General features: G+C 56.3%; 33 protein-coding genes. 30 read left to right on the top strand and 3 right to left on the bottom strand.

All coding sequences use genetic code 11. From position 1 onward, the window contains the following. Nucleotides 1-45 precede the first annotated feature (45 nt). Both BN1124_RS03415 and greB read right to left on the bottom strand, forming a co-directional pair. The gene (locus BN1124_RS03415; protein WP_042639185.1) at nucleotides 46-2,370 is read right to left on the bottom strand and encodes a Tex family protein; all 2,325 of its coding nucleotides are present in this window, start codon (nucleotides 2,368-2,370) and stop codon (nucleotides 46-48) included. Nucleotides 2,371-2,609: 239 nt separating this feature from the next. Further along, complete coding sequence (gene greB / locus BN1124_RS03410; RefSeq protein ID WP_042639183.1) at nucleotides 2,610-3,083, bottom strand: transcription elongation factor GreB; 474 nt, start codon at nucleotides 3,081-3,083, stop codon at nucleotides 2,610-2,612. 284 nt (nucleotides 3,084-3,367) lie between these two features. Between greB and ompR the strand changes: the two genes are divergently transcribed. Both ompR and envZ read left to right on the top strand, forming a co-directional pair. Further along, nucleotides 3,368-4,087 carry an osmolarity response regulator transcription factor OmpR gene (ompR, locus tag BN1124_RS03405; RefSeq protein WP_042639181.1) on the top strand — a complete coding sequence of 240 codons (720 nt, stop codon included), beginning with the start codon at nucleotides 3,368-3,370 and terminating at the stop codon, nucleotides 4,085-4,087. Next, a complete protein-coding gene (gene envZ / locus BN1124_RS03400) occupies nucleotides 4,084-5,394 on the top strand; it encodes a two-component system sensor histidine kinase EnvZ (protein ID WP_042639180.1) in 1,311 nt (436 codons plus the stop codon). Before ompR ends, envZ begins: the two co-directional genes overlap by 4 nt. A 36-nt stretch (nucleotides 5,395-5,430) precedes the next feature. Here envZ and BN1124_RS03395 read toward each other — a convergent pair whose 3' ends face one another. Next, on the bottom strand, nucleotides 5,431-6,345 hold the full coding sequence (locus BN1124_RS03395; RefSeq protein ID WP_042639178.1) for a DMT family transporter: 915 nt from the start codon (nucleotides 6,343-6,345) through the stop codon (nucleotides 5,431-5,433). A gap of 355 nt (nucleotides 6,346-6,700) precedes the next feature. On the opposite strand from BN1124_RS03395, the gene rpsJ reads away from it, so the two are divergent. The 28 genes from rpsJ (at nucleotide 6,701) to rplQ (ending at nucleotide 20,324) form a co-directional block, all read left to right on the top strand. Further along, entirely contained in the window at nucleotides 6,701-7,012 is a 312-nt protein-coding gene (rpsJ, locus tag BN1124_RS03390; protein ID WP_005307944.1) for a 30S ribosomal protein S10, read from the top strand. Between the two features lie 22 nt (nucleotides 7,013-7,034). After that, nucleotides 7,035-7,667, top strand: coding sequence for a 50S ribosomal protein L3 (rplC, locus tag BN1124_RS03385; RefSeq protein ID WP_005319753.1), 633 nt, complete (start codon nucleotides 7,035-7,037; stop codon nucleotides 7,665-7,667). A 17-nt stretch (nucleotides 7,668-7,684) separates the two neighbouring features. Continuing rightward, a complete protein-coding gene (gene rplD, locus BN1124_RS03380) occupies nucleotides 7,685-8,290 on the top strand; it encodes a 50S ribosomal protein L4 (RefSeq protein ID WP_025325386.1) in 606 nt (201 codons plus the stop codon). Next, nucleotides 8,287-8,589, top strand: coding sequence for a 50S ribosomal protein L23 (rplW, locus tag BN1124_RS03375; RefSeq protein ID WP_005319747.1), 303 nt, complete (start codon nucleotides 8,287-8,289; stop codon nucleotides 8,587-8,589). The genes rplD and rplW overlap by 4 nt, the downstream gene beginning before the upstream one ends. A 15-nt stretch (nucleotides 8,590-8,604) precedes the next feature. After that, entirely contained in the window at nucleotides 8,605-9,426 is an 822-nt protein-coding gene (rplB, locus tag BN1124_RS03370; protein WP_033130006.1) for a 50S ribosomal protein L2, read from the top strand. A 22-nt stretch (nucleotides 9,427-9,448) separates the two neighbouring features. Beyond that, nucleotides 9,449-9,727 carry a 30S ribosomal protein S19 gene (gene rpsS, locus BN1124_RS03365; RefSeq protein WP_005307960.1) on the top strand — a complete coding sequence of 93 codons (279 nt, stop codon included), beginning with the start codon at nucleotides 9,449-9,451 and terminating at the stop codon, nucleotides 9,725-9,727. A 10-nt stretch (nucleotides 9,728-9,737) separates the two neighbouring features. Continuing rightward, nucleotides 9,738-10,082, top strand: coding sequence for a 50S ribosomal protein L22 (gene rplV, locus BN1124_RS03360; RefSeq protein ID WP_033130007.1), 345 nt, complete (start codon nucleotides 9,738-9,740; stop codon nucleotides 10,080-10,082). A gap of 3 nt (nucleotides 10,083-10,085) precedes the next feature. Next, on the top strand, nucleotides 10,086-10,799 hold the full coding sequence (gene rpsC, locus BN1124_RS03355) for a 30S ribosomal protein S3 (RefSeq protein ID WP_033130008.1): 714 nt from the start codon (nucleotides 10,086-10,088) through the stop codon (nucleotides 10,797-10,799). 13 nt (nucleotides 10,800-10,812) lie between these two features. Further along, a complete protein-coding gene (rplP, locus tag BN1124_RS03350) occupies nucleotides 10,813-11,226 on the top strand; it encodes a 50S ribosomal protein L16 (protein WP_005307963.1) in 414 nt (137 codons plus the stop codon). Further along, nucleotides 11,226-11,417 carry a 50S ribosomal protein L29 gene (rpmC, locus tag BN1124_RS03345; RefSeq protein ID WP_005319733.1) on the top strand — a complete coding sequence of 64 codons (192 nt, stop codon included), beginning with the start codon at nucleotides 11,226-11,228 and terminating at the stop codon, nucleotides 11,415-11,417. Before rplP ends, rpmC begins: the two co-directional genes overlap by 1 nt. Further along, nucleotides 11,417-11,665 carry a 30S ribosomal protein S17 gene (rpsQ, locus tag BN1124_RS03340; RefSeq protein ID WP_005307966.1) on the top strand — a complete coding sequence of 83 codons (249 nt, stop codon included), beginning with the start codon at nucleotides 11,417-11,419 and terminating at the stop codon, nucleotides 11,663-11,665. Before rpmC ends, rpsQ begins: the two co-directional genes overlap by 1 nt. 148 nt (nucleotides 11,666-11,813) lie before the next feature. Continuing rightward, nucleotides 11,814-12,182 carry a 50S ribosomal protein L14 gene (gene rplN / locus BN1124_RS03335; RefSeq protein ID WP_005307975.1) on the top strand — a complete coding sequence of 123 codons (369 nt, stop codon included), beginning with the start codon at nucleotides 11,814-11,816 and terminating at the stop codon, nucleotides 12,180-12,182. An 11-nt stretch (nucleotides 12,183-12,193) separates the two neighbouring features. Further along, nucleotides 12,194-12,511, top strand: a complete 318-nt coding sequence (rplX, locus tag BN1124_RS03330; RefSeq protein WP_033130010.1) for a 50S ribosomal protein L24 — start codon at nucleotides 12,194-12,196, stop codon at nucleotides 12,509-12,511. A gap of 13 nt (nucleotides 12,512-12,524) precedes the next feature. After that, nucleotides 12,525-13,064, top strand: coding sequence for a 50S ribosomal protein L5 (gene rplE / locus BN1124_RS03325; RefSeq protein ID WP_005331162.1), 540 nt, complete (start codon nucleotides 12,525-12,527; stop codon nucleotides 13,062-13,064). 10 nt (nucleotides 13,065-13,074) lie between these two features. Continuing rightward, entirely contained in the window at nucleotides 13,075-13,380 is a 306-nt protein-coding gene (gene rpsN / locus BN1124_RS03320; protein WP_005319722.1) for a 30S ribosomal protein S14, read from the top strand. Nucleotides 13,381-13,399: 19 nt separating this feature from the next. Further along, nucleotides 13,400-13,792 (top strand): 30S ribosomal protein S8, encoded by a 393-nt coding sequence (gene rpsH / locus BN1124_RS03315; RefSeq protein WP_005307980.1) that lies wholly within the window; start codon nucleotides 13,400-13,402, stop codon nucleotides 13,790-13,792. A 14-nt stretch (nucleotides 13,793-13,806) separates the two neighbouring features. After that, nucleotides 13,807-14,340 carry a 50S ribosomal protein L6 gene (gene rplF, locus BN1124_RS03310; RefSeq protein ID WP_033130011.1) on the top strand — a complete coding sequence of 178 codons (534 nt, stop codon included), beginning with the start codon at nucleotides 13,807-13,809 and terminating at the stop codon, nucleotides 14,338-14,340. Between the two features lie 9 nt (nucleotides 14,341-14,349). Next, nucleotides 14,350-14,703, top strand: coding sequence for a 50S ribosomal protein L18 (rplR, locus tag BN1124_RS03305; protein WP_033130012.1), 354 nt, complete (start codon nucleotides 14,350-14,352; stop codon nucleotides 14,701-14,703). Between the two features lie 14 nt (nucleotides 14,704-14,717). Further along, nucleotides 14,718-15,218, top strand: coding sequence for a 30S ribosomal protein S5 (gene rpsE / locus BN1124_RS03300; RefSeq protein ID WP_011704318.1), 501 nt, complete (start codon nucleotides 14,718-14,720; stop codon nucleotides 15,216-15,218). Between the two features lie 6 nt (nucleotides 15,219-15,224). Continuing rightward, complete coding sequence (gene rpmD / locus BN1124_RS20640; protein ID WP_005307985.1) at nucleotides 15,225-15,404, top strand: 50S ribosomal protein L30; 180 nt, start codon at nucleotides 15,225-15,227, stop codon at nucleotides 15,402-15,404. 2 nt (nucleotides 15,405-15,406) lie between these two features. Beyond that, nucleotides 15,407-15,844, top strand: a complete 438-nt coding sequence (rplO, locus tag BN1124_RS03295) for a 50S ribosomal protein L15 (protein WP_042639167.1) — start codon at nucleotides 15,407-15,409, stop codon at nucleotides 15,842-15,844. A gap of 8 nt (nucleotides 15,845-15,852) precedes the next feature. Then, nucleotides 15,853-17,181, top strand: a complete 1,329-nt coding sequence (gene secY, locus BN1124_RS03290) for a preprotein translocase subunit SecY (protein ID WP_033130014.1) — start codon at nucleotides 15,853-15,855, stop codon at nucleotides 17,179-17,181. 27 nt (nucleotides 17,182-17,208) lie between these two features. Next, the gene (gene rpmJ, locus BN1124_RS20635; protein WP_005319705.1) at nucleotides 17,209-17,322 is read left to right on the top strand and encodes a 50S ribosomal protein L36; all 114 of its coding nucleotides are present in this window, start codon (nucleotides 17,209-17,211) and stop codon (nucleotides 17,320-17,322) included. Nucleotides 17,323-17,461: 139 nt separating this feature from the next. Beyond that, nucleotides 17,462-17,818 carry a 30S ribosomal protein S13 gene (gene rpsM, locus BN1124_RS03285; protein ID WP_005307991.1) on the top strand — a complete coding sequence of 119 codons (357 nt, stop codon included), beginning with the start codon at nucleotides 17,462-17,464 and terminating at the stop codon, nucleotides 17,816-17,818. Nucleotides 17,819-17,832: 14 nt separating this feature from the next. Further along, entirely contained in the window at nucleotides 17,833-18,222 is a 390-nt protein-coding gene (gene rpsK, locus BN1124_RS03280; protein WP_005319702.1) for a 30S ribosomal protein S11, read from the top strand. Between the two features lie 39 nt (nucleotides 18,223-18,261). Next, complete coding sequence (gene rpsD / locus BN1124_RS03275) at nucleotides 18,262-18,882, top strand: 30S ribosomal protein S4 (RefSeq protein WP_033130015.1); 621 nt, start codon at nucleotides 18,262-18,264, stop codon at nucleotides 18,880-18,882. A 25-nt stretch (nucleotides 18,883-18,907) separates the two neighbouring features. Beyond that, nucleotides 18,908-19,897, top strand: a complete 990-nt coding sequence (locus tag BN1124_RS03270; RefSeq protein WP_005307997.1) for a DNA-directed RNA polymerase subunit alpha — start codon at nucleotides 18,908-18,910, stop codon at nucleotides 19,895-19,897. A gap of 43 nt (nucleotides 19,898-19,940) precedes the next feature. Next, nucleotides 19,941-20,324, top strand: a complete 384-nt coding sequence (gene rplQ / locus BN1124_RS03265; RefSeq protein ID WP_005307999.1) for a 50S ribosomal protein L17 — start codon at nucleotides 19,941-19,943, stop codon at nucleotides 20,322-20,324. Nucleotides 20,325-20,392: the final 68 nt, after the last annotated feature.

The raw sequence follows: 20,392 nt of genomic DNA, 5'->3' as shown, positions 1-20,392 counted from the left end.
GCAATAAAAAAGCCCCTCACGGGGCTTTTTGCATTTTCGGGCAGCTTACTTCTTGGTCTTGGAGAGGGCGGCGGCGAAGGCGTTGCCCATGGCACCCCCCAGGGGGCTGGCTGGGGCTGGCTTGCTGCCAGAGGCACCCTTGGGTCTGGCGCTGCCCACCGGTGATTGACGCTGCTCGGCTGGCTTGCGGGCCGGTTGCCCCGGCTTCTCATCGAGGCGCATGGTGAGGCTGATGCGTTTGCGCGGGGCATCCACCTCCAACACCTTGACCCTCACTATGTCGCCGGCCTTCACCACCTCGCGGGGATCCTTGACGAAGCGATCGGTCAGCGAGCTGATATGCACCAAACCATCTTGGTGTACCCCAATGTCGACGAAGGCACCGAAGTTGGTGACGTTGGTGACCACCCCTTCCAGCACCATCTCGGGCACCAGATCGCTTATCTTCTCCACCCCTTCCTTGAAGGTGGCGGTCTTGAACTCGGGGCGCGGATCCCGGCCCGGCTTGTCCAACTCGCCGATGATGTCGGTGACGGTAGGCACCCCGAAGCGCTCATCCGTGTAGTCGGCAGGCTTGAGGCTCTTGAGCAGACTGCCGTTGCCGAGCAGGTTTTCAACCTGCTGCTGTAGCTGCGCCAGGATCCGCTCCACCACGGGGTAGGATTCCGGGTGCACCGCCGATCCGTCCAGCGGGTTGCTGCCGCCGCGGATGCGCAGGAAGCCGGCGCACTGCTCGAACGCCTTGGGACCGAGCCGGCTCACTTTCAGCAACTGCTGGCGGTTGTGGAAGGCGCCGTTATCGTCTCTATAGGCGACGATATTCTGGGCCAGGGTCTGGGAGAGGCCGGAGACCCGGTTCAGCAGGGCCACCGAGGCGGTGTTCACATCCACCCCGACCGCGTTCACGCAGTCCTCGACCACGGCGTCCAGCCGGCGGGCCAGCTGGCTCTGGCCCACGTCGTGCTGATATTGGCCGACGCCGATGCTCTTGGGATCGATTTTGACCAGCTCGGCCAGGGGATCCTGCAGCCGGCGGGCGATGGAGACGGCACCGCGGATGGAGACGTCGAGATCCGGGAACTCCTGGGAGGCGAGCTCGGAGGCGGAGTAGACGGAGGCCCCCGCCTCGCTTACCACGATTTTCTGCGACTTGGCGGCGGGGTAGCGCTCGAACAGATCGCTCACCAGCCGGTCGGTCTCCCGGGAGGCGGTGCCGTTGCCGATGCTGATGAGTTCGACCTTGTGCTTCTGGCACAGCTCGCTCAGGGTCTTGAGGCTCTGATCGATCTGGCGCTTCGGTTCGAACGGATAGATGGTGGCGTAATCGACCAGCTTGCCGGTGGCATCCACCACGGCGACCTTGACCCCGGTGCGGATGCCCGGATCCAGCCCCATGGTGCAGCGCATGCCGGCCGGCGCCGCCATCAGCAGATCCTGCAGGTTCATGGCGAACACCTTGATCGCCTCCTCCTCGGCGCTCTCGCGGATACGGCCGATAAGCTCGGTCTCCATCTGCAGGGAGAGCTTGATCTTCCAGGTCCAACTCACTACCCCTTGCAGCCACTTGTCCGCCGGGCGGCCTTGCAAGTTGAGCCTGAGGTGATGGGTGATGATCCCCTCGCAGGGGCTGGCACTCTCATCCTCGCCGGTCACCAGCGCCAGGTTGAGCACTCCCTCGTTACGGCCGCGCAGCATGGCGAGCACCCGGTGGGAGGGCGCCTTGTGCAGCGGCTCGTCGTGCTCGAAGTAGTCCTTGAACTTGGCCCCCTCCTGCTCCTTGCCCGCCACTACCCGGGCGCGCAGGGTGGCGTTGTGCCACAGGTAGTCCCGCAGCTTCTCCAGCAGGTCCGCCTGCTCGGCGAAGCGCTCCATCAGTATGTAGCGGGCGCCGTCGAGGGCGGCTTTGGCATCCGTGATGCCTTGTTCAGCATTGAGGAAGGCCAGCGCCTCCTGCTCGGGATCCCGCATGGGATCGGTGAGCAACAGGTTGGCCAGGGGCTCCAGTCCGGCTTCGATGGCCATCTGCCCCTTGGTGCGGCGCTTGGGTTTGTAGGGCAGGTAGAGATCTTCCAGCCGGGTCTTGCTGTCCGCCTCGTTCAGCTCGCGGGCCAACTCGGGGGTGAGTTTGCCCTGCTCCTCGATGGAGCGCAGGATCACCTGGCGGCGATCGGCCAGCTCGCGCAGGTAGCCGAGGCGGCTCTCCAGGGTGCGCAGTTGGCTGTCGTCCAGACCGCCGGTCACTTCCTTGCGGTAACGGGCGATGAAGGGCACGGTCGAGCCTTCATCCAGCAGGCGTACGGCGGCCTGCACCTGTTCTGGGCGAGCGTTGAGCTCGGTGGCGATCTGTTTCTCTATGACGTGGCTGTGCATCGGGGGTCTCTAATGGTCGGGTCTGTAACTGGCCGGCCATGGCGTCGGATTGCCGTGGCTGGGGTCAGCGGCCTCTTGCGGCATATGGATGAGGTATCGAGCATCGCTGTGGCCGGTTTGCGCCCTGAGGCGCCGAGTGTGAGCACTATATGGGGTCGGGGCAGGGGATGCCACCCTGGCCAAGGGAACCTGTGATGGGCTCACCGGCATGGGATGGTCGCAAGATGCCCCTGTCGGGATCACCTGGGATAGGTTATCTCGTTCACATACCAGCAGGCGTCACCCACTGGGGTGCGCACTATGGCCTCGTCGCCGACCTCTTTCTTGAGCAGGGCGCGGGCCATGGGGGAGTCGATGGAGATGTAATCCTTGCGACCGAAGATCTCGTCATAGCCGACGATGCGAAAGCGCTTGGTCTCGCCCTCCTCGCTCTCCACCTCGACCCAGGCGCCGAAGAACACCTTGCCCTCCTGGGAGGGGGCATAATCGACTATGGTCAGCTCCTCCAGACACTTGCGCAGGTAGCGCACCCGTCTGTCTATCTCCCGCAGCCGCTTCTTGTTGTACTGGTAGTCGGCATTCTCGCTGCGATCCCCGAGGCTGGCCGCCCAGGTGACCTTCTTGGTGACCTCGGGCCGCTCCTCCCGCCACAGCATGTCGTGCTCTTGCCGCAGTCGGTTGTAGCCTTCACGGGTAATGAGTTTGGTTTTCATGGGGTTATCAGTCCCTGACGCCAGCTGGCGGGTTAGGTTGTACTGCAGGGGATAGTAGAGTCTGTCGATGCCAAGACACAAGCCGCGCGACTGCGTCAGCAGATCTTGCACCCGCTGCCTGGCGGTCGGGCACCTACGCGCCGCTGGCGGCTCCTTGCCCTGTGACTGGCAGCCGCCATGGCCCGCGGTTGACCGGCTGGGGGTAATAACCGGTAACACTTTTATGCTTTGCCGTTGCAGGGGGGAGCCCTAGTATTGGGAGCAGAGAAAGAGGAGTGGCAAGCATGAGTCAGCAATACAAGGTCCTGGTGGTCGACGATGACCTGAAATTACGTTCCCTGCTGGAGCGTTACCTCACCGAGCAGGGTTTCATGGTGCGGGGCGTCGCCAACGGGGAGCAGGCCGATCGCCTGCTGACTCGCGAGAATTTCAGCCTGATGGTGCTGGATCTGATGCTGCCGGGGGAGGACGGCCTCTCCATCTGCCGCCGCCTGCGCGAGGCGGGCAACCAGATCCCGGTGCTGATGCTCACCGCCAAGGGAGACGAGGTGGATCGCATCGTCGGACTCGAGATGGGAGCCGACGACTATCTGCCCAAGCCGTTCAACCCCCGCGAACTGCTGGCCCGGATCCGCGCCGTGTTGCGCCGTCATACCGTCGAGTTGCCCGGCGCACCCTCCGTCGCCGAGAAGATGGTGAGTTTCGGCGCCTATCAGCTCAACCTGGCGACCCGGGAACTCAGTCGGGACGGTGAGCCCGTGGCCCTGACCAGCGGCGAGTTCGCCGTGCTCAAAGTGCTGGTGAGCCATCCCCGTGAGCCGCTCTCTCGCGACAAGCTGATGAACCTGGCCCGTGGCCGCGAATACACCGCCACCGAACGCAGCATCGATGTGCAGGTCTCCCGCCTGCGCCGGCTGCTGGAGCAGGATCCGGCCCAGCCCCGTTACCTGCAGACCGTCTGGGGTCTCGGCTATGTCTTCGTGCCGGACGGTGACGGCGAATGAAGAAAGTGAGCAGCATGTTCTCCCGCATGCTCTGGTTTCTGGCCGCCGTGCTGGTGGTCTATCAGTTTGTCTCCTATGCCACCTTCTACAACTACCTGCTGGCGCCCACCGTCAAGCAGATAAGCCACCTGCTGGCCAATCAGGTCAAGCTCATCTTCCCCATCGACAGCAAGCAACTGGCGCTCAGCGAAGATGCCGAGGCGCTGGTCTATGTGGCGACCGGCAGCGATATCTATACCCAGGCCGAGGCGGAGCAGCACGGTCTCAAGGAGTCCAAGCCTTACACCTACCTGGAGGAGAGCATCAGCCGCGAGCTGAAGGGGCAGACTAAGGTCAGGGTCGAAATCCAGGATCACTACATCATCTGGATTCAGCCGCCCCAGGCCAAGCAGATGTGGGTGCGGATCCCCTTGACCGAGATCGAGGACGACGACATAGAGCCGCTGCTGCTCTACATGAGCGTGCTGCTGGTGGTGACCCTGTTTGCCGCCTGGCGCTTCGCACGCCAGTTGGTGCGCCCGCTGGAGGATCTGGAGGCGGGGGCCGTGGCGGTGGCCCGTGGCAACTTCCCCGATGCGTTGGGGGAGCAAGGCTCTCGGGAGGTGCGCCGGCTGACGCGCACCTTCAACCACATGTCGAGCTCCATCAAGCGGCTGATCGAGGAGCGCAACATGATGATGGCCGGGGTCTCCCATGATCTGCGCACGCCTCTGACCCGCATCCGTCTGGCGACCGAGATGATGTCATCCGGGGATGAGTACCTCAAGGAGAGCATCAACGCGGACATCGACGAGTCCAATGGCATCATCGATCAGTTCATCGATTACATACGGCCGGATGAAGGGCTGGATACCCAGCAGATCGATCTGACCCAGCTGATCCACGATGCCTTGCTGATGCAAACCGATCAGGGGCTGGAGGTGGAGCTGCTGTTGCCGGAGCAGGCGGTGCGAGTCGCCTGCAACCCCATCAGCCTGCGCCGTATCCTCAACAACCTGTCGGGTAATTCCCTGCGCTACGGGGCAACCCGACTGCAGGCGGAGCTCAAGGATGACGGTCACTGGGTGCGGCTGCGGCTGTCGGACAACGGACCCGGCATTCCGGAACAGGACTACACCCGGGTGCTCAAGCCCTTTACCCAGGGCAATGTGGCGCGCACCGGCGGCGGCAGTGGCTTGGGGTTGGCCATCGTCGCCAAGATAGTGTCCCAGCACCACGGCACCATACGGCTTGGCCAGTCCGAGCTGGGAGGGCTGCTGGTGGAGATCCGGCTACCCAAGTACCAGCCGCTGGAGTGGGTGGATTGAACAGAGGGCGCATCGATGGGTGCGCCCTCTGTGTTATCAAGCTTGGGGTTCGGTCTTCTTGCGGTAGCGTTTGCCGTATTTGAGCTGCTGAATGAGCAGGGCGGCCACGATCAGCGCCAGCCCTATGGGGGTGGCCGGATGAATGGTCTCGCCGATCAGCAGGTTGAGCAGCACCAGGGAGGCAAACGGGGAGATGAAGATGAGGTTGCTGATGGGGGCCGTGTTGGTGGCGTGGCGCAGGGCCATCAGCCAGAGTACGAAGCCAAAGCCCATCTCGAATAGCCCGACGTAGATGGCGCCGGCCCAGCCCTGCCAGGCTGTCATGTGGAAATCGGCGAGCAGCCAGGTTGCCACGACGATGAAAGGCAGGCTGATGATAAAGCCGAGCAGCAGGCTGACGATGGGATCCCCCTGATTGCGGGTGTTGAGGATCCAGTAGCCGGCCCAGATGAAGGTAGACACCAGCGCCAGGGTGACCCCGAGCGGGCTGTCGAAGTGCAGACCGAACAGGTCCCCCTTGGTGGCGATGACCAGGGCGCCGAAGTAACCCAGTACGATGGCAACCCCATCGCGGCGGCGCAGCTTCTGGCCGAGGAAGGGCACTGCCAGCAGGCTGAGGGTGATGGCCCAGGTGTAGTTGAGGGTCTGGGCCTGCTGGGCGGGCAGCAGATCATAGGCCTTGAACAGCAGCAGATAATAGAGGAAGGGGTTCAATACTCCCAGCGCCAGATAATAGTAGGGGCGCGTCTTGATGTAGCTCAGCAGCAGGGGCAGCTTGCCCTGCTTGGCGACGATGAGCCCCAGCGTCAGGGTCGAGGTGAAGGCCGCCACAAGCAGCAACTGCACCGGCTCGAAGTAGGCGAGGGAGATCTTGAAGGCGGTGGCCACGGTCGACCAGAGGGCGACGGCGCAGAGTCCATATTGATAGGCTTTCTTCTGATCTTTGATCATCTGGGGTCGTTCCACTGACAGAGGCGAGGGCGCAGTCTATCAGCCTGCTTGGGGCCTTGTCGTCACCACCGCATGGGGGCAATCCGCCCGGCGAGTGCGAGATCCATCCGTCCCACAAGATTGCGCACTATCTGTCCGCCCTCTCTTGCACGAATTGAAAAAATCCGTATAATCCCCTCCGCTTACCCATGAGGTAGCCAGACGATATGTCTGCTTGCTGAGCTTCCCGTTTACGAGTCGCCAGCCTTACAGTCCTCCCGATATGGGAGGAAACGTGAAAAGTCGCACCTCTGGCGGGAATATTCCCGGTCGGGCGGTGTTGATTTATGTTCTTTTATCTATTGGAGCTCTGTCAATGCAGAACCAAAGAATCCGTATTCGCCTGAAGGCTTTTGATCATCGCCTGATTGATCAATCCACAGCGGAAATCGTTGAAACTGCAAAGCGCACCGGCGCGCAGGTTCGCGGTCCTATCCCGCTGCCGACTCGCAAAGAGCGCTTCACCGTCCTGATCTCCCCGCACGTCAACAAAGATGCGCGTGATCAGTACGAGATCCGCACTCACAAGCGTCTGGTAGACATCGTTGAACCGACTGACAAGACCGTTGACGCTCTGATGCGTCTGGATCTGGCAGCTGGTGTAGACGTCCAGATCAGCCTGGGTTAATTACGGAAAGAGGTTGATAACAATGACAATCGGTCTTGTAGGTCGCAAAGTGGGTATGACTCGCATCTTCACTGAAGATGGCGTTTCTATCCCGGTGACTGTTATCGAAGTTGAAGCTAACCGTGTAACTCAGGTCAAATCTGTAGAAACCGACGGCTACAACGCTATTCAGGTTACCACTGGCGCCAAAAAAGCCAGCCGTGTAACCAAGCCGGAAGCTGGCCACTTCGCCAAAGCTGGTGTAGAAGCCGGCCGCGGTCTGTGGGAATTCCGCTTGAACAACGGTGAAACTTTCACTGTTGGTAGCGAGCTGAAAGTAGATCTTCTCGCTGACGTTAAGATGGTAGACGTTACCGGCACATCCAAGGGTAAAGGTTTTGCGGGCACTGTTAAGCGCCACAACTTCCGTACCCAGGATATGACCCACGGTAACTCCTTGTCTCACCGCGCTCCGGGTTCTATCGGTCAGAACCAGACTCCGGGTCGTGTATTCAAGGGCAAAAAGATGGCTGGTCACATGGGTGCTGAGCGTGTAACGACTCAGAACCTGGAACTGGTTCGTGTTGACGCTGAACGTAACCTGCTGCTCATCAAAGGTGCAGTACCGGGTGCAACCAACGGCAACGTGATCGTCAAACCTGCCGTCAAAGCGTAACGTCTGAGGAGATAGTAATGGAATTGGTAATGAAAGACGCCAAGAGCGCTCTTGAAGTTTCCGAGACTACCTTCGGGCGCGAATTCAACGAAGCTCTGGTTCACCAGGTCGTCGTTGCATATGCCGCTGGTGCCCGTCAGGGTACTCGTGCGCAGCTGACTCGCTCTGAAGTGTCTGGTGGCGGCAAAAAGCCGTGGCGTCAGAAGGGTACTGGTCGTGCCCGTGCTGGCTCCATCCGTTCGCCCATTTGGCGTTCCGGTGGTGTGACTTTTGCTGCTAAGCCGCAAGATCACAGCCAAAAAGTAAACAAGAAGATGTACCGCGGCGCTATCCGTAGCATCCTGTCCGAGCTGGTACGTCAAGAGCGCCTGATCGTTGTTGAGAAATTCGGCATCGAAGCGCCGAAGACTAAAGAACTGATCGCCAAGCTGAAAGAGATGGAACTGACTGACGTTCTGATCGTGACTGCTGAAGTCGATGAGAACCTGTTCCTGGCTGCTCGCAACCTGTACAAAGTTGACGTGCGTGACGTTGCCGGTATCGACCCGGTCAGCCTGATCGCTTTCGACAAGATTCTGATGACTGCTGACGCAGTTAAGCAAATCGAGGAGATGCTGGCATGATCCGCGAAGAGCGTTTGTTGAAAGTTCTGAAGGCTCCGCATATCTCTGAAAAGAGCACCATGGTCGCAGAAAAGCAGAACACTATCGTGTTCAAGATTGCTGTTGATGCCACCAAGGCGGAAGTCAAAGCTGCAGTTGCGAAACTGTTCGAGGTCGAAGTTGAGACCGTCCGTACCCTGAACATGAAGGGTAAAACCAAGCGCTCAGGTGCGCGTGTAGGCCGTCGTTCCGATTGGAAAAAGGCTTATGTGACCCTGAAAGCTGGTCAGGACATCGACTTCATGGGCGCAGCCGAGTAAGAGGAGTTCTGAAAAATGGCAATCGTTAAGTGCAAGCCTACTTCTCCGGGCCGCCGCCACGTCGTTAAGATCGTCAACCAAGAGCTGTACAAGGGTAAGCCCTTCGCCGCTCTGCTGGACAGCAAAAGCAAGTCCGGTGGTCGTAACAACAACGGCCGTATCACCACCCGTCATATCGGTGGTGGTCACAAGCAACACTACCGTCTGGTCGACTTCAAGCGCGACAAAGACGGCATTCCGGCCAAAGTAGAGCGTCTGGAATACGATCCTAACCGTACCGCTAACATCGCCCTGGTGTTGTATGCAGACGGTGAGCGTCGTTACATCCTGGCCCCGAAAGGCCTGAAAGCTGGTGATGCAATCGCTTCTGGTGCTGATGCTGCGATCAAGGTAGGTAACACCCTGCCGATGCGTAACATCCCGGTTGGTTCTACCGTTCACGCCGTTGAGATGAAACCTGGTAAAGGGGCCCAGCTGGCTCGTTCCGCTGGTACTTTCATCCAGATCCTGGCTCGTGATGGTAACTATGTAACTCTGCGTCTGCGTTCCGGCGAAGTACGTAAAGTTCTGGCCGAGTGCCGCGCCACCATCGGTGAAGTGGGTAACTCCGAGCACATGCTGCGTCAACTGGGTAAAGCCGGTGCAAACCGCTGGCGTGGTATTCGTCCGACCGTTCGCGGTATGGCGATGAACCCGGTTGATCACCCGCACGGTGGTGGTGAGGGTCGTAACAAGGGCATGCAGCCTGTGTCCCCATGGGGCCAGAAGGCTAAGGGCTTCAAGACCCGTAAGAACAAGCGTACCGACAAGTACATCGTACGTCGTCGTAACAAGTAATTGTTAACATAGAGGAATCACCATGCCACGTTCTCTCAAGAAGGGTCCATTTATTGACCTGCACTTGCTGAAGAAGGTAGAGAAAGCGGTGGAAAGCGGGGATAAAAAGCCGGTTAAGACCTGGTCCCGTCGTTCAATGATCATCCCGAACATGATCGGTTTGACCATCGCTGTCCATAATGGTCGTCAGCACGTTCCGGTTTTCGTTACCGAAGAAATGATCGGTCACAAACTGGGTGAATTCGCACCGACTCGTACTTATCGCGGCCATGCTGCTGATAAGAAGGCTAAGAAGCGCTAAGGGATAAATGATGGAAGCTATCGCTAAACACCGTTATGCCCGTACTTCTGCCCAGAAAGCTCGTCTGGTAGCCGATCAAGTACGTGGTCTGTCCGTAGACAAGGCTCTGAACCTCCTGACCTTCAGCCCGAAAAAGGCTGCAGTTCTGGTGAAGAAAGTGCTGGAATCTGCCATTGCAAACGCTGAGCACAACGAAGGCGCCGATATCGACGCCCTGCGTGTTGCCACCATCATGGTAGACGAAGGTCCCTCCATGAAGCGCATCCGCCCGCGTGCCAAAGGTCGCGCGGATCGTATCCTCAAGCGTACCGCTCACATCACTGTAGTGGTATCCGACGCTAAGGCTGGGAGATAAGCAATGGGTCAGAAAGTACATCCTAATGGCATTCGCCTGGGTATTACCAAGCCTTGGAATTCTACCTGGTTCGCGAACACCAAAGACTTCGCTGACAACCTGTACAGCGATTTCCAAGTACGCCAGTTCCTGACCAAGGAGCTGAAAAACGCTTCCTTGTCCAAGATCACCATCGAGCGTCCGGCCAAGAGCATCCGTGTGACTATTCACACCGCTCGTCCGGGTGTCGTGATCGGCAAGAAAGGCGAAGACGTTGAGAAACTGCGCAAAGCCGTCGCCGTAATTGCTGGCGTGCCTGCTCAGATCAACATTTCCGAAGTCCGCAAGCCGGAGCTGGATGGCAAACTCGTTGCCGACAGCATCACTTCCCAGCTGGAACGTCGCGTTATGTTCCGTCGTGCTATGAAGCGCGCCGTACAAAACGCCATGCGCCTGGGTGCCAAGGGCATCAAAGTGGAAGTGTCCGGTCGTCTGGGCGGCGCTGAAATCGCGCGTACCGAATGGTACCGTGAAGGTCGTGTGCCGTTGCACACCCTGCGTGCCGACATCGACTACGCAACTTCTGAAGCCCACACCACTTACGGTGTGATCGGCGTCAAAGTTTGGATCTTCAAGGGCGAAGTTCTGGGCGGTCTGGCTGCAGTCAATGCTGCCGCTGCTCAAGAGCAAGCTCCTGCAAAGCCCAAGCGTGACAACAAGCGCCGCGCTGCTAAGTAAGGAGATTCGGTAAATGTTGCAACCTAAGCGTACTAAATTCCGCAAGACCCATAAGGGTCGTAACCGCGGTCTGGCCAACTCTGGTAACGAAGTATCCTTCGGTACCTTTGGCCTGAAGGCGACATCTCGTGGTCAACTGACTGCTCGTCAAATCGAAGCAGCTCGTCGTGCCATGACCCGTCACGTTAAGCGTCAAGGTAAAATCTGGATCCGTGTGTTCCCGGACAAACCGATTACCGAAAAGCCCCTCGAAGTTCGTATGGGTAAAGGTAAGGGTAACGTCGAATACTGGGTATGCCCGATTCAACCTGGCAAGGTTCTGTACGAGATGGATGGTGTTCCTGAGGCTCTGGCTCGTGAAGCCTTCGCCCTGGCTGCTGCCAAGCTGTCCGTTCAGACCACTTTCGTAATTAAGACGGTGATGTGATGAAAGCCCAAGATCTGCGTCAAAAGAGCGTCGATGAACTGAACCAGGAACTGCTGGGTCTGCTGCGTGAGCAATTCAACATGCGCATGCAAGCTTCCACCGGTCAGCTGGCTCAGACTCACACTCTGAAACAAGTGCGTCGTGACGTCGCACGTATCAAGACTGTACTGACAGAGAAGGCAGGTGCGTAATGACTGATAAAATCCGTACTCTGCAAGGTCGTGTGATTAGCGACAAGATGGACAAGTCCATCACCGTCGCTATCGAGCGCAAGGTAAAGCACCCGATCTACGGTAAGATCATCAAGCGTACTACCAAGCTGCACGTACATGACGAAAACAACGAGTGTAAAGCTGGTGACCTCGTGGAAATCCGCGAATGCCGCCCGCTGTCCAAGACCAAGTCCTGGACCCTGGTTGCTGTCGTAGAAAAGGCCTAATCGGTTCTTTTTTGCCCAAACGGCCCCTTATCGGGGCCGTTTGTTTTTTAGGCTACCTTTTCGAAAATAGCTGTGTTATAGTTTCGCGCCTTTTGAAGGCAGCCAGATCCCCCAAAGGGATAAGAAGTAAACAAAGCGGAGCACTAAGATGATCCAGATGCAAAGTATGCTGGGTGTTGCCGACAACTCCGGCGCTCGCAGTGTAATGTGTATTAAGGTTCTGGGTGGTTCGCACCGCCGTTATGCCGGCATCGGCGACATCATCAAGGTTTCCATCAAGGAAGCCATTCCTCGCGGTAAAGTGAAGAAAGGTGATGTGTATAACGCGGTGGTCGTACGCACCCGTAAAGGCGTTCGTCGTCCGGACGGCTCTGTCATCCGTTTCGACAACAATGCGGCTGTGTTGCTTAACAACAACCAACAGCCAATCGGTACTCGTATTTTTGGCCCGGTGACCCGTGAACTCCGTAATGAGAAGTTCATGAAGATTGTGTCCCTGGCACCCGAAGTACTGTAAGGAGTCGAACGATGGCAGCTAAAATCCGTCGCGAAGACGAAGTGATTGTTCTTACCGGCAAAGACAAGGGCAAGCGTGGCAAAGTCACTCAAGTCCTGATTGCAAAAGGTAAGGTTATCGTGGAAGGTCTCAACCAGGTGAAGAAACACCAGAAGCCGGTACCCGCATTGGGTCAGGCTGGCGGTATCGTCACCAAAGAAGCCCCCATTGATGTATCTAACGTAGCGCTGTTCAACTCTGCCACTGGCAAAGCTGACCGCGTTGGTTTCCGGGTTGAAGACGGCAAGAAAGTCCGTTTCTTCAAATCCACCGGCGAACTTGTGAAGTAATTGGAGTTTAACGATGGCGAAACTGCATGATTACTACAAATCCGATGTAGTAAATGAACTGTCCAAGCAGTTCGGTTACAAGACTATCATGCAAGTCCCTCGGATCGAGAAAATCACCCTGAACATGGGTGTTGGTGAGGCGATTTCTGACAAGAAATTGCTGGAAAATGCTGCTGCCGATATGGCTGCCATTTCCGGTCAGAAGCCGCTGATCACCAAAGCACGCAAATCTGTTGCGGGCTTCAAGATTCGTGAAGGCTACCCGATAGGTTGTAAAGTAACCCTGCGTGGCGAGCGTATGTGGGAGTTCCTGGAACGGCTGATTTGCATCTCCGTACCGCGTATCCGTGACTTCCGTGGTCTGAACGCCAAGGCGTTCGATGGCCGTGGTAACTACTCCATGGGCGTGCGTGAGCAAATCATCTTCCCGGAAATCGACTATGACAAGGTCGATCGCGTCCGTGGTCTGGATATCACCATCACCACTTCCGCGAATACCGACGAAGAAGGCCGTGCTCTGCTGGCTGCCTTTAACTTCCCATTCCGCAAGTAAGGTTAGGGTTATGGCTAAAACATCCATGAAAGCACGTGAAGCAAAGCGTGCGAAGCTGGTAGCCAAGTTCGCCACTAAGCGAACCGAGCTGAAAGCTATCATCGTTGATATGAACGCTTCTGAAGAAGCGCGTTGGGATGCTGTCTTGCAACTGCAACAGCTGCCCCGTGATTCCAGTCCGTCCCGCCAGCGTAACCGTTGCAATATTACTGGTCGTCCGCACGGTTTCCTGCGCAAGTTTGGTCTGTCTCGCATCAAGGTGCGTGAGCATGCCATGAAGGGCGAAATTCCAGGCCTCAAAAAGGCCTCTTGGTAAGAATCTCGGGAGTTAGACTATGAGCATGCAAGATCCGATCGCGGATATGCTGACCCGCATCCGTAACGGTCAGGCGGCGAGCAAAGTTGCGGTTTCCATGCCTTCTTCCAAGCTGAAAGTGGCAATTGCCAAAGTGCTGAAAGAAGAAGGTTACATCGCTGGCTACTCCGTAGCAGGTGATGTGAAGCCGGAGCTGGAAATTGAACTGAAATATTTCCAGGGCAAGCCGGTTGTAGAACTGATCCAACGCGTGAGCCGTCCCGGCCTGCGTATTTACAAGCGCACTACTGATCTGCCGAAAGTTATGGGCGGTCTCGGTGTTGCTATCGTGTCCACGTCTAAAGGTGTGATGACCGACCGTGCTGCCCGCAAGGCAAGCATGGGTGGTGAGATCATCTGCTACGTCGCTTAATTAGGAGGTCGGAAATGTCTCGCGTTGCTAAGGCACCCGTCACTATTCCTGCTGGCGTAGAGGTGACTCTGAACGGTCAGGAACTGTCCATCAAAGGTGGTAAAGGTTCTCTGGTTAGTTCCATCCACGCCGGTGTAGAAGTGACCAAAGAAGACAATGTACTGAAGTTCGCCCCGCGCGACGGCATCGCTGGTGCTGACGCTCAGGCCGGTACTGCCCGTGCATTGGTCAACAACATGGTAATCGGTGTTACCCAAGGCTTCGAGCGTAAGCTGCAGCTGGTTGGTGTAGGTTACAAAGCCTCCATCAAGGGCAATGCTGTCGCGCTGGCCCTGGGCTTCTCTCACCCGGTAGAGCATGCGCTGCCGGCTGGTGTCACCGCTGAATGCCCGACTGCTACTGAGATCGTTCTCCGTGGTGTGGACAAGCAGCTGGTTGGCCAAGTCGCCGCCGACATCCGTTCTTACCGCGCTCCGGAGCCCTACAAGGGCAAGGGTGTACGCTATGCCAACGAGCAAGTGCGTACTAAAGAAGCTAAGAAGAAGTAAGGTAACACTATGGACAAGAAAGCAGCTCGTCTCCGTCGTGCTACTCGTGCTCGGAAGAAGATGCAGGAACTGGGAGCCACCCGTCTGGTTGTTCACCGTACCCCGCGTCATATCTACGCGCAGGTTATCGCAGCCAACGGTTCCGAAGTTCTGGCCTCTGCTTCTACAGTAGAGAAAGCCATCAGTGAAGCGCTCAAGTCTACCGGTAATGCTGATGCAGCTACCGCAGTAGGTAAAGCCATCGCTGAGCGAGCTATTGCCAAAGGCGTTCAGAACGTATCTTTCGATCGTTCCGGTTTCAAGTATCACGGTCGTGTAGCCGCTCTGGCTACCGCTGCTCGTGACGCTGGTCTTCAGTTCTAAGCTAGGAGTCGAAGATGGCTAAAGTCGAATCTCAAGCCGGCGAACTGCAAGAAAAGCTGATTGCAGTCAACCGTGTTTCGAAAACTGTTAAAGGTGGTCGTATCATGTCCTTCACCGCGTTGACCGTGGTGGGTGATGGTAACGGCCGTGTAGGTTACGGTTACGGTAAAGCCCGTGAAGTTCCAGCTGCCATTCAAAAGGCAATGGAACAGGCTAAGCGTAACCTGAACAAAGTTGAGCTGAACAATGGCACTCTGCACCACCCGGTGCGCGGTGTTCACTCTGGCTCCACCGTGTTCATGAAGCCGGCCTCACAAGGTACTGGTATCATTGCAGGCGGCGCTATGCGTGCCGTGCTGGAAGTTGCTGGTATCCACAACGTGCTGGCTAAGACCTACGGTTCCACCAACCCAATCAACGTTGTTCGCGCAACTGTCGACGCTCTGGTACAGGGTCAATCCCCGGCCCAGATCGCTGCCAAGCGTGGTCTGCGCGTTGAAGAAATTCTGGGGTAATGCGACATGGCTAACACTGTAAAAGTAACTCAAACTCGCAGCTCTATCGGCCGTCTGCCAAAGCACAAGGCGACTCTGCGTGGTCTGGGTCTGCGTCGCATTGGTCACACCGTCGAGCTGGAGGATACTCCTTGCGTACGCGGTATGATCAACCAGGTTTATTACATGGTTAAGGTGGAGGGCTAAGCATGCGTCTGAACACTCTGTCTCCGGCCCCAGGTTCCAAGTCTGTTAAGCACCGTCCGGGCCGTGGTATCGGTTCTGGTCTGGGCAAGACTGGTGGTCGTGGTGTTAAAGGCCAAACCTCTCGTTCCGGTGGCGGCAAAGTCCGCAACGGTTTCGAAGGCGGCCAGATGCCTTTGAAAATCCGTCTGCCGAAGTTCGGTTTCTTCTCTCGCAAGTCTTTGGTTTCTGCCGAAGTCCGCCTGAACGAAATCGCCCTGGTAGAAGGTGATGTGGTCGATTTGAGCACTCTGAAGCAAGCCGGTGTTGTTACTAAGAACATCGTTTTCGCTAAAGTTGTTCTGTCTGGCAACATTGACCGTGCTGTGACCGTTCGTGGTCTGTCCGTCACCAAAGGTGCACGCGCAGCCATCGAGGCCGCTGGCGGTAAAATCGAGGAATAATCAGTACAATGGCTAAGAAACCAGGATTGGATGTTAAAGCACAGGGTGGTCTGAGTGAATTGAAGAGCCGTCTGCTCTTCGTTCTCGGGGCGATTATCGTTTTCCGTGCAGGCTCTTATGTGCCGATTCCTGGTATTGACGCCGCCGTACTGGCCGAGTTGTTCCAACAACAGAAGGGCACCATCATTGAGATGTTTAACATGTTCAGTGGTGGTGCACTCTCGCGTGCTTCTATTCTTGCGTTGGGGATCATGCCGTACATTTCGGCATCGATCATTATCCAGCTGCTGACTGTGGTTCACCCCGCTCTTGCTGAACTCAAGAAAGAAGGTGAATCAGGCCGTCGCAAGATTAGCCAATATACCCGTTGGGGCACGCTGGTTTTGGGAACTTTCCAGGCCATTGGTATTGCAACCGGTCTGCCGAATATGATGCAAGGACTCGTGAGTCATCCGGGTTTGGGCTTCTATTTCACGGCCGTTGTGAGTCTGGTCACCGGTACCATGTTCTTGATGTGGTTGGGTGAGCAGATTACCGAGCGTGGGATTGGTAATGGCATCTCGTTGATTATCTTCACGGGTATCGTTGCTGGTCTGCCTCATGCCATTGGCGCTACGGCCGAACAGGCACGTCAAGGGGAATTGCACATCCTGCTGTTGTTGTTGCTGGGCTTGATTGTTTTCGCAGTGACTTACTTTGTGGTGTTCGTGGAACGTGGTCAGCGTCGTATCGTCGTTAACTACGCCAAGCGTCAACAAGGCCGCCAGGTATTCGCCGCGCAAAGCACACACCTGCCATTGAAAGTGAATATGGCCGGTGTGATTCCTGCGATTTTCGCATCCAGCATCATCCTCTTCCCAGGGACCATCACCTCTTGGTTTGGTCAGGGCGAGGGCAAGGTAGCCGACGTGCTGCAACAGGTCTCTATGGTCCTGCAGCCGGGTCAGCCCTTGTATGAGATGCTCTATGCAGCAGCCATTATCTTCTTCTGCTTCTTCTATACCGCGCTGGTGTTTAACCCCCGCGAGACAGCAGATAATCTGAAGAAGAGTGGAGCCTTTATCCCGGGGATCCGCCCGGGCGAGCAGACAGCACGTTACATCGATAAGGTTATGACTCGCCTGACATTGGCAGGTGCGCTCTATATCACCTTTATCTGTCTGGTACCCCAGTTCTTGATGACTGCCTGGAACGTACAGTTCTACTTCGGTGGCACTTCGCTGCTGATTATCGTGGTAGTTATCATGGACTTCATGGCTCAGGTACAAACCCATATGATGTCTCATCAATATGGTGACGTCCTGAGGAAGGCCAACCTGAAGGGCTACGGCCGCTAAAGGTCGGCGTAGTTACGGAGTTAAGCAATGAAAGTTCGTGCTTCCGTTAAGGCAATCTGCCGTAACTGCAAAATCATCAAGCGTCACGGTGTGGTGCGTGTGATTTGCAGCGAGCCAAAGCATAAACAGCGCCAAGGCTAATTTTTTACGGTTAGTACTTGCAACAAATAGTTGTGCTGGCTAATATAGCCAGCCAACTTTTGTTGTGTATTGGTTGACCGCCACGTATCCGCTCACGGGCTTTGTGGTGGTCGTTATCTACTCTACGTAGGAGTGAACAGTGGCCCGTATCGCTGGCATTAACATTCCTGACCATAAGCATGCAGTCATTGCGTTGACTGCGATTTATGGCGTCGGTCGTACCCGCTCCAAGGCCATCTGTGCCGCAGCCGGTATTGCTGAGAATGTGAAAATTAAAGACTTGGACGAAGCTCAGATCGAAAGTCTGCGCGAGCAAGTAGGTAAATTCACCGTTGAAGGTGACTTGCGTCGTCAGATTTCCATGAACATCAAACGCTTGATGGATCTGGGTTGCTACCGTGGTTTGCGTCACCGTCGTAGCCTGCCTGTTCGTGGTCAACGTACCAAGACCAACGCTCGTACCCGTAAGGGTCCGCGCAAGGCTATCAAGAAGTAACGGGAAGGTAGAAAATGGCTAAAACTCCGACTCGTGCTCGCAAGCGCGTTAAAAAGCAAGTGAGCGACGGTATTGCGCACGTTCATGCATCTTTCAACAACACAATCGTGACCATTACTGACCGTCAGGGCAATGCTCTGTCTTGGGCTACCTCTGGTGGTTCCGGTTTCCGTGGTTCCCGTAAGTCCACTCCGTTTGCTGCCCAGGTAGCTGCTGAGCGTGCTGGTGAGATCGCCAAAGAATACGGCGTGAAGAACCTGGAAGTCATGGTTAAAGGTCCGGGTCCCGGTCGTGAGTCTTCCATCCGCGCTCTGAACGCGGCTGGTTTCCGCATCACTAATATTACTGATGTGACTCCGATCCCGCACAACGGTTGTCGTCCTCCCAAGAAGCGCCGCGTATAACGCTGTAGCTACTTGGTCTAGGATTGTTGGAGAAAGAAGATGGCAAGATATATCGGTCCTAAGCTTAAGCTTAGCCGTCGTGAGGGCACCGACCTCTTCCTGAAGTCTGGTGTTCGTGCGATTGATTCTAAGTGCAAGATTGACACCGTTCCTGGTCAACACGGTGCGCGTAAAGCGCGTCTGTCCGACTACGGTGTGCAACTGCGCGAGAAACAAAAAGTACGTCGTATCTACGGCGTATTGGAAAAACAGTTCCGCAACTACTACCGCGACGCTGCCCGTCAAAAGGGTAACACCGGTGAGAACCTGTTGCAGCTGCTGGAAGGTCGTCTGGACAACGTCGTCTACCGTATGGGCTTCGGCGCTACCCGTGCTGAATCTCGTCAGCTGGTGAGCCACAAGGCCATCATGGTAAACGGCCGCGTTGTGAATGTTCCTTCTTTCCAGGTATCCCCTGAGGACGTGATCTGCGTTCGTGAGAAGGCTAAGAAGCAAGCGCGTATCAAAGCTTCCCTGGAAGTTGCTGGTCAGCGCGAGAAGCCGACTTGGGTAGAGGTTGACACTGCTAAGATGGAAGGTGCCTTCAAGCGCCTGCCAGAGCGTTCCGACCTGTCTGCCGACATTAACGAACAGCTGATCGTCGAGCTTTACTCCAAGTAAAGCTAGCTTCTAAAGAGAGGACACAATGCTGGGTTCTGTAACAGATTTTCTTAAACCGCGGCTGGTTGACATCGAGCAAGTTAGCCCGACTCACGCAAAAGTGACTCTCGAGCCGCTTGAACGTGGCTTTGGTCACACGCTGGGTAATGCCCTGCGTCGTATTTTGCTGTCATCTATGCCCGGTTGTGCGGTTACTGAAGTCGAGATCGACGGAGTACTGCACGAGTACAGCAGCAAAGAAGGTGTACAGGAAGACATACTGGAAATCCTGCTTAACCTGAAAGGTATCGCTGTGAAGCTGGAAGGCAAGGACGAGGTAACTCTGTCCCTGACCAAGTCTGGAACAGGCCCCGTTACCGCTGGTGATATCACTCACGGTGATGAAGTCGAGATCGTAAACCCGGAGCACGTAATCTGCCACCTGACTGGTGCCAATGCTGAAATCAGCATGCGCCTGAAAGTTCAGCGCGGTCGTGGTTATGTGCCTGCTTCTGCTCGTGTTCACAACGATGATGAAGAGCGTCCTATTGGTCGCCTGCTGCTGGACTCCGCGTTCAGCCCCATCGTTCGCATTGCCTACAATGTTGAAGCGGCACGTGTAGAACAGCGCACCGACTTGGACAAGCTGGTTATCGACATGGAGACCAATGGTACTCTGGATCCTGAAGAAGCCATCCGTCGTTCTGCCACTATTCTGGCCGAACAACTGGAAGCCTTCGTGGATCTGCGCGATGTCAGCGTGCCTGAGAAGAAAGAAGAGAAACCCGAGTTTGATCCGATTCTGCTACGTCCTGTCGATGATTTGGAGCTGACAGTTCGTTCTGCGAACTGTCTGAAGGCAGAAGCAATCCACTATATTGGTGATCTGGTACAGCGTACCGAAGTTGAGTTGCTTAAAACTCCTAACCTCGGTAAGAAGTCCCTGACTGAGATCAAGGACGTGTTGGCCTCCCGTGGTCTGTCTCTTGGCATGCGCCTTGAGAACTGGCCGCCCGCCAGCATCGCTGACGAGTAATCCAGATTACGGGTTTCACAGATTTAGTTAGAAGGATAAGGTCATGCGCCATCGTTTGAGTGGTCGTCAACTGAACCGGAACAGCAGCCACCGTCAGGCTATGTTCCGTAACATGGCCAGCTCCCTGGTTCGTCATGAGATCATCAAGACGACTCTGCCTAAGGCAAAAGAGCTGCGTCGTGTAGTTGAACCGCTGATCACCCTTGCCAAGACCGATAGCGTTGCTAATCGTCGTCTGGCATTTGCCCGCACTCGTGACAACGCGATCGTGGCTAAGCTGTTCAATGAACTGGGCCCGCGCTACCTGGAGCGCGCCGGCGGTTATACTCGCATTCTGAAATGCGGTTTCCGTGCAGGCGATAACGCCCCTATGGCTTACATTGAGCTGGTAGACCGCCCGGCCGCTGCTGAAGCAGCTGCTGAGTGATAAAGAAAAAGCCGGGCTTGTCCCGGCTTTTCTTTTAAGTAATCCTGATACTGCCTCTACTGCCTCTA

Origin of the sequence: Aeromonas eucrenophila, assembly GCF_000819865.1 — a bacterium.
Lineage (GTDB): Bacteria > Pseudomonadota > Gammaproteobacteria > Enterobacterales > Aeromonadaceae > Aeromonas > Aeromonas eucrenophila.
Note: the sequence above shows the minus strand (reverse complement) of the source record. Positions and strands in the feature narration are given on the sequence as shown.

Excerpts from the sequence above, each read along its gene's own strand:
- rpsH (WP_005307980.1), top strand. The coding sequence starts at position 13,400 with ATGAGCATGCAAGATCCGATCGCGGATATGCTGACCCGCATCCGTAAC.
- rpsC (WP_033130008.1), top strand. The coding sequence starts at position 10,086 with ATGGGTCAGAAAGTACATCCTAATGGCATTCGCCTGGGTATTACCAAG.
- rplW (WP_005319747.1), top strand. The coding sequence starts at position 8,287 with ATGATCCGCGAAGAGCGTTTGTTGAAAGTTCTGAAGGCTCCGCATATC.
- rplF (WP_033130011.1), top strand. The coding sequence starts at position 13,807 with ATGTCTCGCGTTGCTAAGGCACCCGTCACTATTCCTGCTGGCGTAGAG.
- rplP (WP_005307963.1), top strand. The coding sequence starts at position 10,813 with ATGTTGCAACCTAAGCGTACTAAATTCCGCAAGACCCATAAGGGTCGT.
- rplQ (WP_005307999.1), top strand. The coding sequence starts at position 19,941 with ATGCGCCATCGTTTGAGTGGTCGTCAACTGAACCGGAACAGCAGCCAC.
- rplX (WP_033130010.1), top strand. The coding sequence starts at position 12,194 with ATGGCAGCTAAAATCCGTCGCGAAGACGAAGTGATTGTTCTTACCGGC.
- rpmC (WP_005319733.1), top strand. The coding sequence starts at position 11,226 with ATGAAAGCCCAAGATCTGCGTCAAAAGAGCGTCGATGAACTGAACCAG.
- rplR (WP_033130012.1), top strand. The coding sequence starts at position 14,350 with ATGGACAAGAAAGCAGCTCGTCTCCGTCGTGCTACTCGTGCTCGGAAG.
- rplC (WP_005319753.1), top strand. The coding sequence starts at position 7,035 with ATGACAATCGGTCTTGTAGGTCGCAAAGTGGGTATGACTCGCATCTTC.
- secY (WP_033130014.1), top strand. The coding sequence starts at position 15,853 with ATGGCTAAGAAACCAGGATTGGATGTTAAAGCACAGGGTGGTCTGAGT.
- rplV (WP_033130007.1), top strand. The coding sequence starts at position 9,738 with ATGGAAGCTATCGCTAAACACCGTTATGCCCGTACTTCTGCCCAGAAA.
- rpsK (WP_005319702.1), top strand. The coding sequence starts at position 17,833 with ATGGCTAAAACTCCGACTCGTGCTCGCAAGCGCGTTAAAAAGCAAGTG.
- BN1124_RS03395 (WP_042639178.1), bottom strand. The coding sequence starts at position 6,345 with ATGATCAAAGATCAGAAGAAAGCCTATCAATATGGACTCTGCGCCGTC.
- BN1124_RS03415 (WP_042639185.1), bottom strand. The coding sequence starts at position 2,370 with ATGCACAGCCACGTCATAGAGAAACAGATCGCCACCGAGCTCAACGCT.
- rpsS (WP_005307960.1), top strand. The coding sequence starts at position 9,449 with ATGCCACGTTCTCTCAAGAAGGGTCCATTTATTGACCTGCACTTGCTG.
- rplN (WP_005307975.1), top strand. The coding sequence starts at position 11,814 with ATGATCCAGATGCAAAGTATGCTGGGTGTTGCCGACAACTCCGGCGCT.
- rpsJ (WP_005307944.1), top strand. The coding sequence starts at position 6,701 with ATGCAGAACCAAAGAATCCGTATTCGCCTGAAGGCTTTTGATCATCGC.
- greB (WP_042639183.1), bottom strand. The coding sequence starts at position 3,083 with ATGAAAACCAAACTCATTACCCGTGAAGGCTACAACCGACTGCGGCAA.
- rpsE (WP_011704318.1), top strand. The coding sequence starts at position 14,718 with ATGGCTAAAGTCGAATCTCAAGCCGGCGAACTGCAAGAAAAGCTGATT.
- rpsQ (WP_005307966.1), top strand. The coding sequence starts at position 11,417 with ATGACTGATAAAATCCGTACTCTGCAAGGTCGTGTGATTAGCGACAAG.
- BN1124_RS03270 (WP_005307997.1), top strand. The coding sequence starts at position 18,908 with ATGCTGGGTTCTGTAACAGATTTTCTTAAACCGCGGCTGGTTGACATC.
- rpsN (WP_005319722.1), top strand. The coding sequence starts at position 13,075 with ATGGCTAAAACATCCATGAAAGCACGTGAAGCAAAGCGTGCGAAGCTG.
- rpmD (WP_005307985.1), top strand. The coding sequence starts at position 15,225 with ATGGCTAACACTGTAAAAGTAACTCAAACTCGCAGCTCTATCGGCCGT.
- rpmJ (WP_005319705.1), top strand. The coding sequence starts at position 17,209 with ATGAAAGTTCGTGCTTCCGTTAAGGCAATCTGCCGTAACTGCAAAATC.
- envZ (WP_042639180.1), top strand. The coding sequence starts at position 4,084 with ATGAAGAAAGTGAGCAGCATGTTCTCCCGCATGCTCTGGTTTCTGGCC.
- rplD (WP_025325386.1), top strand. The coding sequence starts at position 7,685 with ATGGAATTGGTAATGAAAGACGCCAAGAGCGCTCTTGAAGTTTCCGAG.
- rplE (WP_005331162.1), top strand. The coding sequence starts at position 12,525 with ATGGCGAAACTGCATGATTACTACAAATCCGATGTAGTAAATGAACTG.
- rpsD (WP_033130015.1), top strand. The coding sequence starts at position 18,262 with ATGGCAAGATATATCGGTCCTAAGCTTAAGCTTAGCCGTCGTGAGGGC.
- ompR (WP_042639181.1), top strand. The coding sequence starts at position 3,368 with ATGAGTCAGCAATACAAGGTCCTGGTGGTCGACGATGACCTGAAATTA.
- rplO (WP_042639167.1), top strand. The coding sequence starts at position 15,407 with ATGCGTCTGAACACTCTGTCTCCGGCCCCAGGTTCCAAGTCTGTTAAG.
- rplB (WP_033130006.1), top strand. The coding sequence starts at position 8,605 with ATGGCAATCGTTAAGTGCAAGCCTACTTCTCCGGGCCGCCGCCACGTC.